General features: G+C 32.9%; 10 protein-coding genes and 4 pseudogenes. 13 read left to right on the top strand and 1 reads right to left on the bottom strand.

Translation table 11 applies throughout. The features are described from left to right. The first annotated feature begins 807 nt into the window (after window positions 1-807). Window positions 808-1,116: a hypothetical protein gene (locus tag IPI65_14255; protein MBK7442643.1), complete on the top strand. Its 309-nt coding sequence runs from the start codon at window positions 808-810 to the stop codon at window positions 1,114-1,116. Between the two features lie 3 nt (window positions 1,117-1,119). Here IPI65_14255 and IPI65_14250 read toward each other — a convergent pair whose 3' ends face one another. Next, on the bottom strand, window positions 1,120-1,830 hold the full coding sequence (locus tag IPI65_14250; protein MBK7442642.1) for a DUF421 domain-containing protein: 711 nt from the start codon (window positions 1,828-1,830) through the stop codon (window positions 1,120-1,122). A gap of 139 nt (window positions 1,831-1,969) precedes the next feature. On the opposite strand from IPI65_14250, the gene IPI65_14245 reads away from it, so the two are divergent. The 12 genes and pseudogenes from IPI65_14245 (at window position 1,970) to IPI65_14190 (ending at window position 12,487) form a co-directional block, all read left to right on the top strand. After that, window positions 1,970-2,359, top strand: coding sequence for a hypothetical protein (locus tag IPI65_14245; protein MBK7442641.1), 390 nt, complete (start codon window positions 1,970-1,972; stop codon window positions 2,357-2,359). 239 nt (window positions 2,360-2,598) lie between these two features. Continuing rightward, a pseudogene (arr, locus tag IPI65_14240) lies at window positions 2,599-3,343 on the top strand (NAD(+)--rifampin ADP-ribosyltransferase). Window positions 3,344-3,358: 15 nt separating this feature from the next. After that, window positions 3,359-4,073, top strand: a pseudogene (locus tag IPI65_14235) (phytanoyl-CoA dioxygenase family protein). Between the two features lie 115 nt (window positions 4,074-4,188). Beyond that, window positions 4,189-5,125, top strand: a pseudogene (locus IPI65_14230) (polyketide cyclase). Further along, on the top strand, window positions 5,112-5,636 hold the full coding sequence (locus tag IPI65_14225) for a GNAT family N-acetyltransferase (GenBank protein MBK7442640.1): 525 nt from the start codon (window positions 5,112-5,114) through the stop codon (window positions 5,634-5,636). The pseudogene IPI65_14230 and the gene IPI65_14225 overlap by 14 nt, the downstream one beginning before the upstream one ends. Before the next feature lie 118 nt (window positions 5,637-5,754). Continuing rightward, window positions 5,755-6,333 carry a hypothetical protein gene (locus tag IPI65_14220; GenBank protein ID MBK7442639.1) on the top strand — a complete coding sequence of 193 codons (579 nt, stop codon included), beginning with the start codon at window positions 5,755-5,757 and terminating at the stop codon, window positions 6,331-6,333. Between the two features lie 226 nt (window positions 6,334-6,559). Next, window positions 6,560-7,042: a GNAT family N-acetyltransferase gene (locus tag IPI65_14215; GenBank protein ID MBK7442638.1), complete on the top strand. Its 483-nt coding sequence runs from the start codon at window positions 6,560-6,562 to the stop codon at window positions 7,040-7,042. Window positions 7,043-7,054: 12 nt separating this feature from the next. Then, entirely contained in the window at window positions 7,055-7,801 is a 747-nt protein-coding gene (locus IPI65_14210) for a hypothetical protein (protein ID MBK7442637.1), read from the top strand. 191 nt (window positions 7,802-7,992) lie between these two features. After that, window positions 7,993-10,182 carry a GH92 family glycosyl hydrolase gene (locus IPI65_14205; protein ID MBK7442636.1) on the top strand — a complete coding sequence of 730 codons (2,190 nt, stop codon included), beginning with the start codon at window positions 7,993-7,995 and terminating at the stop codon, window positions 10,180-10,182. A 134-nt stretch (window positions 10,183-10,316) separates the two neighbouring features. Beyond that, complete coding sequence (locus IPI65_14200) at window positions 10,317-10,682, top strand: DUF2200 domain-containing protein (GenBank protein MBK7442635.1); 366 nt, start codon at window positions 10,317-10,319, stop codon at window positions 10,680-10,682. 212 nt (window positions 10,683-10,894) lie between these two features. Continuing rightward, a pseudogene (locus tag IPI65_14195) lies at window positions 10,895-11,787 on the top strand (pentapeptide repeat-containing protein). 100 nt (window positions 11,788-11,887) lie between these two features. Beyond that, the gene (locus IPI65_14190) at window positions 11,888-12,487 is read left to right on the top strand and encodes a hypothetical protein (GenBank protein ID MBK7442634.1); all 600 of its coding nucleotides are present in this window, start codon (window positions 11,888-11,890) and stop codon (window positions 12,485-12,487) included. Window positions 12,488-12,906 lie beyond the last annotated feature (419 nt).

Raw genomic sequence — 12,906 nt, 5'->3', positions numbered from 1 at the left:
TTAATCAGCATCCGCAGCGGCGGACAGATCAACACGTTAGCACATCAACTTGTTTGTTTCCAATATAAGCCGGTGCAACTTATAATTAACCAACATGGTTCAAATTTTACTAAACTTTTTAATTGAAGGTGTGTAGATGAGATAAAATTTTTTGTTAACTTAGTTAAATAATTAACAGGTAAAAACTTATGCTCAAAACAACCTTCATAACACTAATTCATAAATATTCATCCGATACAACTTTGCATAATAAATTATGGAAGATATTGAAAATAAATATTCTAATAAAAAAGCGACACTACCACACATTACAAACATCTGAAAAATTTGTTAAATGAATTGACTGCAGTTAAACCGCAAATACAAAATTGGGACACCCTATTATTCACTTTGTTTTATCATGATATCATTTACAATACACTTAAATCGGATAACGAGCAAAAAAGTGCGGACTATGCTGAGCAAAAATGCTGATGTTATCTTGTCCCTCGTCGATATCATTAATAATTGCAAAAACAAATTCTGCAACGCAATCACATGTATTTTCTTCTGATCATGATACAAATCTATTTACGGATGCTGACCTTTCTATATTAGGATATTCCCACGAGGCTTATACTGGATACTACCAAAACATAAGGCGGGAGTATAATATTTACCCGGTTTTAGTTTATAACCTGAAGAAAAAGGTTTTATTACATTTTTAAACATGGAAAAATTTATAAAACTGCCTACTTTTACAACAAATATGAATTACAGGCAAGAATTAATTTAGCGGAAGAAATAAAATATTAAGTAGTTAATCTAATTAAACTATTTTGTTTACATGCCGAAAAAGGAAAATTAAAAATCTGCTCAAACGGTCATCAATTTTATAAAAGCAGTGATTGCCCCGTTTGCCCTGTTTGTGAAGCAGAAAAAAAACCTGTAGATGGCTATTTATCATTGCTGAGTGCACCGGCGCGGCGTGCACTGGAAAATGCCAATATAAAAACACTGCGTGATCTGACAAGTTTTACAGAAAATGAATTACTCAGTTTACATGGTTTAGGCCCCTCTTCTTTACCGAAACTAAAAAAAGCATTAGCGGAGTCAGGACTGCACCTCCGGAAATAATTTTTATCTAATACGCAATTTATTACTTGCCTTTACCCATTCAATTTTTTTGCATTCCGGGCAACTATGTTTTGCAACAGGTTTTAATTTATCTGTAAAGCCACAAAATACACATGCATAAAAATCTGTATCCGAAATTTTCTTTTGAGCTTTATCTAAGGTGTTCGGCATTATCGGCAGTCCATACTTTACTTCTTCATCCTTATAATAGAAAATACTGATATCGCCACTACTTTCAATTATCGCTTCCTCTATTTGACCCAATTGAGAAACACCCTGAATGCGCAATTCAGCAAAAAACTCATCCGCTCCCAATGCCTCTTTCGAAAAATTTTGAATAGAAAATACGCCGTCTTTAATTAATGTTATCGGCTTACCTTCCATTAATCGTTCAAATACCTTGTTTCTCCCGATTAACCAGGTAACAATTGTGTACAAGATGATAATAACAACAAAAACCAAAACTGCCGGTAAAACACCCACATCTTTATACAACATTGGGTCACCTGCTGCAGAACCCAAACTTATAATTGCAACTAGTTCAAAAATGGATAATTGTTTTACACCACGTTTTCCCAACAATCTAAGCCCAACTAAAATCACAATAAACATGATAAAAGTGCGCAACAATGTTTCAAGTAAAAAAGCCCAGTTTTCTGCTCCTAACAATACCGAATTCCAGTCAAACGCAGATAAAATATTTAAAACCGTCATATATTGCTCATTTTTAATAGTTTAAATATACGTTAAGTATTCACTATTGTTACATTATTATAACATTTTACTTTATTTAAAATAAATATTATCTTTAATCAGTAATATTAATATTACCCATAAATTAATACAGTAAAATTTGAAACTTTTACTTCTCCTCTCTTCGGTTTTTAGCTTCACCCTAATAACCAATCCGGTTTTTAGTCAGCTGGAAGATACCACCCATGTTCATGACCACAATACACCTGATACATTTTATATCGTTCATGAAAATGTACCCAAAAGTAAGTTATTAGGCAATTCCTGGTATGCAGGCGTTGCATACAATCGCTCAGCCTGCACTGAATACAGTGCAAATATTGGCAGAACATACGGAACTACATTTGCGAGTGGTGGTGGGTTCAACCTTTCTATGAAATCGTGGGGTATTGGCTACAGCTATTTTATACTAATGAATATAATAGCCAAAGTATTAGCGCTTTTGCAGAAATTTCGAATTTTTTTCTGCCACCGGGAACAGCAAGATTAGATTACTTATATGATATTGAAAATAATAGTAATTATTTGCGTCCTTCCGTCGGTTTAAGTTTATTTGCAATAGATATTTTATATGGTTATTCCTTTTTGTTAGACGGAGGCGAAAACCTGTTTAAACATGTTTTTACACTCCGGCTCAAATATTTTATTAATAATAAAAACTGGCAAAAAGATTATCCAAATAGTTGTTGATCTTTGTTTTCCATAAATTCATTAAAAAGACAATCATTCATGGATTTCAATCCCGCTAATAAAATTATTAAATATTGTTTACAGGGAAAACAATTGGAAGAGCAAGGCAAACCTGACGAAGCTAGGTTTATTTATAAACAAGCATTAACGGAGGCTTCCAACAAATATGAAGAATTTTTAGCAACGCATTTTTAATTCAGGTGTGCAGCAAAATACAAATGATAAATTAATTTGGTTAAAAAAAGCTTTAGCCCTTGCACAGGAAGTAAATGAAATAGCTATTAATAGCGCCATACCGGCTTTATATGTAAATATTGCTTCATGTTATGCTCAACTTAACGACTACGAAAACGAAAACATTTATTTAAAATTAGCAGCAGCATTTAACAACATTGTTTTTGATGAAGGTCCCTTTTATCATGGCACAAAAGCAGATTTACAACCCGGCGACGAATTAATACCCGGTCGCAACTCTAACTACAAATCCGACCTTATCATGAATCACATTTATTTTACCGGTTTAGCAAACGGTGCCGGCTTAGCAGCAGCTTTAGCGTCAGGGAATGGCAAGGAACGCGTATACATTGTTGCTCCAACCGGTCCATTCGAAAACGACCCCAATGTAACAGATAAAAAATTTCCCGGAAATCCCACACGCTCCTACCGAACAACATTTCCTTTAAAAATTATAGGTGAAATTACAGATTGGAACCGACAAACACCGGAAGAAATTGAAATGTGGCGCAAAAAGTTAGCTGACAACAATGGGGAAATTATTAATTAACCTGATATAATTCTAATGAGCGAAATTGAAAAAGTGATATTTAATAATAATGGCTATTTGGTGCGCGAAAATATTTACACCGAAACAGAAATAATAAATATCATACACGAAATTGAATCTGCTGACACTCAAAAAGATACATTTAGAAAAAGCAGTGAATTATTTGCCATTCGGCAATTTTTGAAAGAAATTCCAACAGCTGTCAATTTGATATTTAACAGTAAACTTAAATCTTTAATAAAAACTGTATTGGGTGAAAACTACTTTATAGTAAAAAGTATTTATTTCGATAAACCGGTAACGTCCAATTGGTATGTTTCTTATCACCAGGATTTAACTATTTCAGTAGATAAAAAATTGCCTTTGCAAAATTATGGACCATGGACAGTTAAACAAAACCAATTCGCAGTTCAACCCCCAATTCATATATTAGAAAACATAAGTACCATACGCATTCACCTCGACGATACTAACGACCTTAACGGCGCTTTAAAAATTATACCAAAATCACACATTAAACAAATATATCGGCCTGAAACCATTAACTGGGAAAATGAATCAGAAATCACCTGTTCAGTACCAAGGTGGTGTTATGTTAATGAAACCATTACTATTACACAGCAGCAGCCGAACCTTAAATAACAACCGGCGCCGTGTTATTCATATTGAATTATCAAGTGTGATATTGCCGGAAGAACTAAATTGGGCAGAAAAAATGGAAATACCATAAGTTATTAAGTTAAATAACTATGGTTTCAATTGATTTCAGGTTGCATACATTATTAAATTGATGTACTTTTATATCTGCGTAGTCCTAAGCGCATTATCAGGCAAATACAAATTGAATGAAGGCAATTTTAAAAGATAGAAGTTTTCAGTTATCTATTATCATTACATTAATATTCCTCGGGACCGGCATTATATTTCTTTTTATGGGCTTAGTAAATTATAGTTGGGTCCTTTTTATTCTGCTTCCTGTTGTGTTAGGTATAGCTATTGGTGCCATGCCGAATAAAAAATATATTTTAGCCGGCGTTTTTTTAACAACCGTTTTTGTGCTTCTAGGAATGGCTGTTCCTGGCTTGTCCGGGTTTTTATGCATTGTTATGGCAATTCCAATTATAGTTCCATTAATTTTTCTCGGCTATGTTATTACGCACTTAGTTAAACGATATAAAAATATTAAGGGAACAAACAATTTGTTTATTTTAATGACCCCTATAATTCCATTTTTAATAGCCGCGCCGGGCGAACACTTTTTAAATCAAAAAAACGAAACGGTAATAGCGGTGTCAACGGAACAAATTTTTAATTTTCCCCCGGAGATGGTTTATGATGCCATTAAATCAGTAGACACACTCGATGCGGAAAAACCGTATCTCATGTATTTTGATCTCCCTATACCCACTAAGTGCATAATGGATAAAGAAGAAGTGGGTGGCATACGGACATGTTACTTTGAAGCGGGTAAGTCAAGTAATAATGATTTTGGAAGTGGCTACATTGTAGAAAAAATTACCGAACTGGAAAGAGGCAAGATTTTGAAAATGGATGTCATCGATTATAATCTTGTCGGCCGCGACTGGCTAGGATTTAAAGAAGCGATATATTATTTTGAGCCGGGTTAAGGCAATAACCACTGTAAAATGACCCGTATTACAACTTATACATCAGCATTAACCCCACGTTTTATTGGGTCCGCTTGAAAAATTAGGCATTAAACAGGAACATGATTATGTTTTTAAAAATTTAGAAAAGGATTTAGAAAATGGAACAAAGTAGCATTATTATTAAAAAAGTACAAACAACTGATATAGCTCTGCTACAATTAATCGGTCGACAAACCTTTTATGAGACATTTGCTGCAGGCAATACTGAAGAAAATATGCGTAAGTATTTAGAAGAGGGGTTTTCAGCAGAAAAATTACAAACTGAATTAACTGATAAAAATGCAGAAATTTATTTTGCCATTTTGGAAGATGAAATAATCGGTTATTTAAAAATAAATTATGGGCAGTCGCAAACTGAGTTAAAGGATGATAAAGCACTTGAAATTGAAAGAATATATGTTTTGAAAACATTCCATGGCAAACAGGTTGGACAAATTTTGTATGAGAAAGCTATTAGTTTAGCGCAGGAACACAATGCCGAATATGTCTGGCTAGGCGTTTGGGAAGAAAACCCACGTGCTATTAATTTTTATAAAAAAAACGGATTTACAGAATTTGATAAACACATATTTAAATTAGGTGAAGACGAACAAACAGATATTATGATGAAACTTAAACTTTAAGCTATAAAAGCACTTCTTAAAATATAGAAACGAAACCGAATAATACTGCAAGGAAGCGGCTGGGAAATATAGTAAATGAAAAAAGAACGTTGTAAAATAGATATTTAAATTAAAATAATTGATTAAAATCTACAATTTAATTATCAGAAGTGTTTTCTTCAAACATCCAAGTATAAATTTAATTTATGTTTGGGCAAGCATTTTTGCGGCATCATGTTCAAATGAGCACTCACATGGCAGTGTAAATAATCAGCAAACGCAACAAATTACTGTTGATACTATTCGTTATAATAATAATTACACCCATACTAGCCTACCCTTTGGTTGTACCGGTTTAAACAATCTGAATTACCCTATGCATTGGGAAGGCGACCTAGAAAATTATGGTCAACTTAAACAACCTGCCGGCAAAACATTTGACGAAATTTGCACCTGTTTTGAAGCATTGAACAACACACTAACTATTGATACGGTTTTAACCATTTATAATTTGCAATACATTAATATAGAAAGTGCATTTAATAATAATACTTATATTGATACCTTAGCACAACGAAACATCGACAGTTTAAAATACAGGTTGCCAAATGTTAGAAACTATCAATGTTATTATTATTACTCTGAAGAGTATCAAAATATGGCAAATACGGCAATATACTTTTACTTGATAATTCAACACAAAATGGAAAGGTTTTAAATATTTATAACGAAATTAGTGGCGACCAAAACGTTAGTTACCGTTATTTTACCATCACAAACGAAAGCCTGATAATTTATGAAGGTGCTTGTTATGATGATGGATGTAGTTTAAATAAAAAATGGAAAATTTTGATCTCCGAGGATGGGGAAATCAATATAAAAGAAGCTAATTAATTATAGACATTTACAAATAGTTAATAATATACCCTGAACAATATATGCAGATGCAAAGCAATAACATGATACTAACAACAACTGTTAAAGCCGATTTAGAAACATTATACTTATTTCAACTCAATAAGGAAGCCAACTATCTGGCTGCATTCACTGGTCCTGAGCCCTTAACAAAAGAAGCATATATTCATAAATATGAACCATTTTTGAGCAACCCTACCATTCACATGTGCACAATCAAAATTGATGATAAAATTGTTGGAAGTATTGCCAAATATGTAATGGAAAATGAAGCAGAAATAACCTACTGGATTGATCGGGAATTTTGGGGGCAGGGTATCGCTACAAATGCTTTACGCGATTTTTTAAAAATTGAATTAAACCGTCCTATTTATGGCCGAACAGCATATGACAACTTTGGCTCTCAAAAGGTATTGGAAAATTGTGGTTTTATAAAAATTGGCACCGATAAAGGTTTTGCGAAAGCACGGAATGTAGAAATTGAGGAATATATTTATAAATTAGCAGAATAATATTTACCACATTTGAAGGCACTTTTTCATTTAATCGTATTAATAGGTATTAGTTATTTATTCTCCTGCAAAAGTAATCCGAATCGAACGGAAGCAGATAAACAAATGACTGAAAATAATTTATTCAAAAATAAAATAACCCTCGCTAATTTAGCCTTAAATATTTTGAATGATAAAACCAATTCCAACATCTGGAATTTAAGTGACTTAGATACTAGCAGTATTATTACATTTGAAGATTATTTTACTGATACCAAAAACAAAACACAATTAGTTCTTATTAACGGTTCTGCAGGGTTGTCCGCCGGAACAAATCATACTTTATTAATACTTCTGGCATGCACCGACACACTGAAGGTAATTTGGTCCGGCCAAACCACAGCTTTTAATAACGATGCTATAAAAGATTTGAATGAAGATGGTATTAAAGAAATAACCACCACTTCAAATTCAATTTGGATGGGCACCTGCTCAGAAACCTTTAATATCATTAACTTTCAAAACGGCAATCGAAATATATTATATCAGGCCGAGTCAATTTCCCATATAGATTGTGGCTTACCCGATTTAACATCTCAATTTAAAATTGGTGATACCCTTGAAAACATAAGGTTATGTTCAATTATTAAGGATGAGCAAAATAACTTTCAAGTTGAGGAAATTCATACCGTTAAGGTATTTAATGGAGGAACAACCAATGAATCAGTGGTAGATATGTTAAATATTACTGTAGATTCTCTTCGAATATCTTTGCGATAATATAAATTAATTTTTAATGCTTTTCCGCATCTACTTATTTGAGAAATATACAAATCAAATGGAAAGCTTTTCGGAATGGCAATATTTATGTTAATTTAAATGAGGTGTGCGGCTATATTAATACAATCTAAAATTAATATTTTTGTGGTAGTATATAACAGTTTAACGTATTACAATTCGCTACATTAAATATGGCCCGATTTTACTTTAAAAAACACACTTTTCATCTGCGGAAAATTGTTTATTTGATTTTCTTCTTTTCCAATATTATTTATGCTCAAAATTCGAGTTATGTAAATGTTTTTATTGGCACGGATGGCACAGGGCACACTTTTCCCGGACCTTCAATGCCTTTTGGAATGGTGCAGCCCGGCCCCGATAATAAAGATTTTGGCTGGAATCATACCAGTGGCTATCAATACCGAGATACTGTGCTTTTAGGTTTTTCCCAAACCCGGTTTAGCGGTACCGGAATCAACGAAATGGGTGATATCCTTTTATTACCAATTAATCCCAAAAAAGAAAATCTTAAAAACACCTATTACAAAAATTCGGAAGCCGGCAAAATTGGTTATTATACATTAACCAAAAAAGATGACGTTAAAGTTGAACTTACCTGTTCGGAAAGAGTTACTTACCATAAATATACATTTCCTGAAAAAGAAGCCAATGTATTGGTGAATTTGCAACATGGTCTTCGGTTTGTATTTGATGAAAATAGTGCATCAGGACTGGTAATTGACAGCGATGTGAAAATTGAAAATAACACTACGATTTCCGGTTATTGTTCAACTAGTAATTGGGTTAACAGAAAATATTACTTTGTAATAACTTTTAATACCCCATTTAAAAATAGTGCCCTATTAGATAACAAATCAAATGAAAAAGCACCAAAATATTTATTGGATTTTGTTTTAAGTCAAAACAAAACACTTGAAGTAAAAATTGCCTTGTCGTCAGTTTCAGTCGAAGGCGCAAAACACAATATGCAGAATGAAATTCCAAATTGGAATTTTGCTGAAATAGTAACTGCTAATAGAAATACATGGGATAATTATTTAAGCAGAATAGAAATAGATGCCCCTCAAAAACAAAAAGAAATTTTTTACACCTCCATGTATCATTTACTGTTGCAACCATCTAATATTGCTGATACAGATGGGAAATACCGCGGGGTAGATGACAAAATCGGTTTAGCACCAAACAACGAATATTATTCAACATTGTCTATATGGGATATTTACAGAGGTGCCTTTCCACTGTTACAAATAATTGCTCCTGAAAAAATTAATGGAATTATTAATTCTATGCTTTTGCATCAAAAAGCAAAAGGATTTTTACCAATTTGGACGGCTTGGGGACAGGACAATTATTGTATGATTGGTAATCATGCTATCCCAATGATTTTATCGGCCTACCAAAATGGTTTTAACGGCTTTGATCCAAAGGAAGCATTAAATGCAATGGTTGCAACATCTACAATATCGCACATAAATTCCGATTGGGAAACCTACAATCAATATGGTTATTATCCATTCGATAAAATTGAAAACGAAGCCGTTTCCCGAACATTGGAAAGTGGCTATGATGACTGGTGTGTAGCAGAAATGGCAAAAAAGTTAGGCAACAACCAAATGGCAGATACCTTTTATAAAAGAGCTCGTTATTATCAAAATATTTATGATACGCAAACAACATTTTTCAGAGGAAAAGATACTAACGGAAAATGGCGCTCACCTTTTAATCCGCTCGAAGCAACTTCTCCGTTAAACAACCCCGGCGATTACACTGAGGCAAATGCCTGGCAATATTTTTGGACCCCTACGCAATACGATTTAAACGGTGTTATCCAATTATTAGATGGCGAAAAAGCATTCACAAATAAATTAAACGCATTTTTTACAACGGAATCCGGCAATTCCAATAAATTTTTAGGCCAAGAAGCCATGATTGGACAATATGCGCATGGCAACGAACCCGGGCATCATATTATTTATTTATACGCGTTCACAAATGAACCCAAAACAGGCCAAAGGTATATTCATAAAGTAATAAATGAGTTTCACAATAATACACCAGATGGTATGATTGGTAATGATGATTGTGGGCAGATGAGTGCTTGGTATATTTTATCAACTTTAGGTTTTTACCCTATAAACCCTGCCAGCGGCGAGTTTGTTTTAGGTAGCCCCCAGGTGAAAAGTGCAACCATAAAACTGGCATCCGGAAAAAAATTTATTATTCAGGCTAATAATTTTTCTGAAACATCAATATTTACAGATAAAACAATACTTAACAATAAAACATTGGAACAACCATTAATATTTTATCAAGATATCATGCAGGGAGGATATTTAACGTTTGAAATGGTGCCAGATTAAATTACCAATTTTAATCGATATTTATTTAAACTGAGCCAATTATAAATAGACCCTGACTTTAATTGTTCCTTTTGTAATTACAATATAATTTCGTTAAAATTGTTGTGCAGTAATTCTATCGTAAACCGAATAATATGAACACAACCGACATACATAATAAAAGAATGGCAGAAATGACTTTTTCTTCCGTTTACCCATTGTATCTTACAAAAATTGAAAAAAAAGGAAGAACCAAAGATGAACTGAACCAGGTTATTACCTGGCTAACAGGGTTTGACGAAAAAAAGATACAAGCACTTATAAATGAAAAGGTTACGTTTGAAACCTTCTTCAAAAAGGCTAAGCTCCATCCAAATGCCAACCTGATAACAGGTATGATATGCGGATACAGAATTGAAGAAATTGAGAATCCGTTAACACAGCAGGTCCGTTACCTTGACAAACTGGTGGATGAATTGGCGAAAGGCAGGAAAATGGAAAAAATTTTACGCGATGTATAACCCATTTTTCAAAATGTTGAGCTTTCGTTTTTAGGAGAAATGGCAGCATTTATTAGCAAAAAAGTGGCTATTCTTTGTTTTAGCCGGAATTACATCCAAAAGTTGCCACAAAACAACCATTAGTTGCGGTAATACAACTATTAGTAGCGGTCAAATGTTGTTTACAACGAACACGCCAAAATAACTTTGCTGCATCAAAAAACTTAAACAAGATGCTAAATTCAAACACGATTGGCGATAAAATTGCCGCAGCGAGAAAATCCATTTTTCTTTCACAAGCCGATCTGGCTCAAAAATTTCAATCAGTCCGCAAGCAGTAGGTAAATGGGAGCGAGGTGAATCGATGCCTGATATAACAACATTAAACCGTTTGGCAGAAATTTTAGGGGTAGATCTAAATTACTTCTCTGAAAGTTTCCAGTCATTATCAGTCAGTAACCCAACCCATGATTCTGTTAACACAGAAATTTCCGGCACTGCGAAATCCCCTGTTAACACAAACCGAGATATGTCGAAGCTAAATTTGGCTGATAGTGATTTTTCCGGATTAAAAAACTTGAGTCAAAATTTTTCGTCTGCAAATATGCACCGTTGTTTATTCATCGGTTCAAACCTATCCGGGTTAACATTAAATAAAAATAATGTAGATGGCTGCGATTTTTCTGATTCCGATATCAGTAAAAGTCAAATCCAAGGCTCAAACCTGCAAAAAAATAAATTTAATAATTGTTCATTAAATGAAACGGTAATTACCAAATCCAATATCTTACAATGTGATTTTTCCGGTGCCGATTTTATAGGAACCGTTTTTAAAACAGGCAATTTTATGAAAAATACACTGGAAAACATTCAATGGAATTTAACTTCCTTTATTGAAATGCAATTACAGGATATTACATTTACCGGCACCTTTAATGAATGTACATTTGAAAATTGCGGTTTTTATACAGCCAAATTTGAAAATGCCACATTCATAAATACATTCTTTAAAAATAACAGAAAGTTTAAACGAGTTAAATTTATAAACTGCAAAGTCGATAAAATTACCTATGCATTTCTTAAAAATAACCTCGCGGATTTGAAGGGGGTTGTTGTCATGGAATGACAAAACTATATTGGTTTGGAAACCTATGTCGTATAAAATACATTCAAATATATTTTCGTTAATTAATACTCAACACTGAGCGATAATACTAGCCACAAATATGAAAATAAATTCAAATTCAGTTATATTTAAGTTAAATTATTACTTGTTTTTATTTCAATTAATTGGCATGTCGTTATCTAGTTGTCAAAAAAATGCGAAACAAGATTCTTTAAATAAAAACGAGGGAAGTATATCGGAAACTGCAAATAAAAACAATAACTTAATTAAAAAGGGTAATCTAATAAACGATTCGATAGTTCGATTTTACTTTACAGATTTATCTAATATATATAATTACGAGCTTATTGATTATTACAAAACCAATAATCATAAATATTTTGATACGGTTTTAAGAAAGATAAATATTTTTACAAAAGATTCGCTCCTGATGCAAACAATAATTCCAGATTTGAAAATATTCCCTTGGTATTTTAATGATAATGCCACCAATTTAAAAATACAACGCTCATATATTACAGGTGTAAATGCAAATTATGATGATGTAGATAATTATTGTGGTGAAATTGTTGTTGCAGATTTCAATTTTGATGGCTTGGAAGATTTTGCATCTCCGATGAATTCCGGTGTGGATAATGGACCGCATTATGCATATTACATACAAACCAAGCAAAACATTTTCAATTTAATAAATACCTGACCGAAAATGTTATCTGGTTCCCTGAGTATTTCAACAATAAGAATTTAACATTCACTAATTTAGTGCTCACCAATGCCATAGGTGAACATTATACGACCTATAAATACATAAAAACAACAACTACATGGATCGTAGTAGAAAGTTACGCAGTAGATTGGAGGGATGGTGACACAACTCTTTTTAAGTGAAATAATAAACTTTTCTTTTATAATTTGAATTAAAATTGGCTTATTAAATAATTGAGCGCTCTCATGAAACATTTTATGCCCTTGTCTTGTTTTTATTGATATGTAAAGTGAGCAGTTTTGCTCAAATAGTACTGATTCAGCTTATTTAAATCTAAAGCGAATTAAAGTTTATTCCGGAAATTTTGATATTCAACCCATCAATAGCGAAATTTTATATAAAATCGATGAAGC

It is taken from the genome of Bacteroidota bacterium (assembly GCA_016706255.1).
Taxonomy (GTDB): Bacteria; Bacteroidota; Bacteroidia; order Chitinophagales; family BACL12; genus UBA7236.
Note: the sequence above shows the minus strand (reverse complement) of the source record. Positions and strands in the feature narration are given on the sequence as shown.

Excerpts from the sequence above, each read along its gene's own strand:
- IPI65_14250 (MBK7442642.1), bottom strand. The coding sequence starts at position 1,830 with ATGACGGTTTTAAATATTTTATCTGCGTTTGACTGGAATTCGGTATTG.
- IPI65_14225 (MBK7442640.1), top strand. The coding sequence starts at position 5,112 with ATGGAACAAAGTAGCATTATTATTAAAAAAGTACAAACAACTGATATA.
- IPI65_14215 (MBK7442638.1), top strand. The coding sequence starts at position 6,560 with ATGCAAAGCAATAACATGATACTAACAACAACTGTTAAAGCCGATTTA.
- IPI65_14205 (MBK7442636.1), top strand. The coding sequence starts at position 7,993 with ATGGCCCGATTTTACTTTAAAAAACACACTTTTCATCTGCGGAAAATT.
- IPI65_14200 (MBK7442635.1), top strand. The coding sequence starts at position 10,317 with ATGAACACAACCGACATACATAATAAAAGAATGGCAGAAATGACTTTT.
- IPI65_14190 (MBK7442634.1), top strand. The coding sequence starts at position 11,888 with ATGAAAATAAATTCAAATTCAGTTATATTTAAGTTAAATTATTACTTG.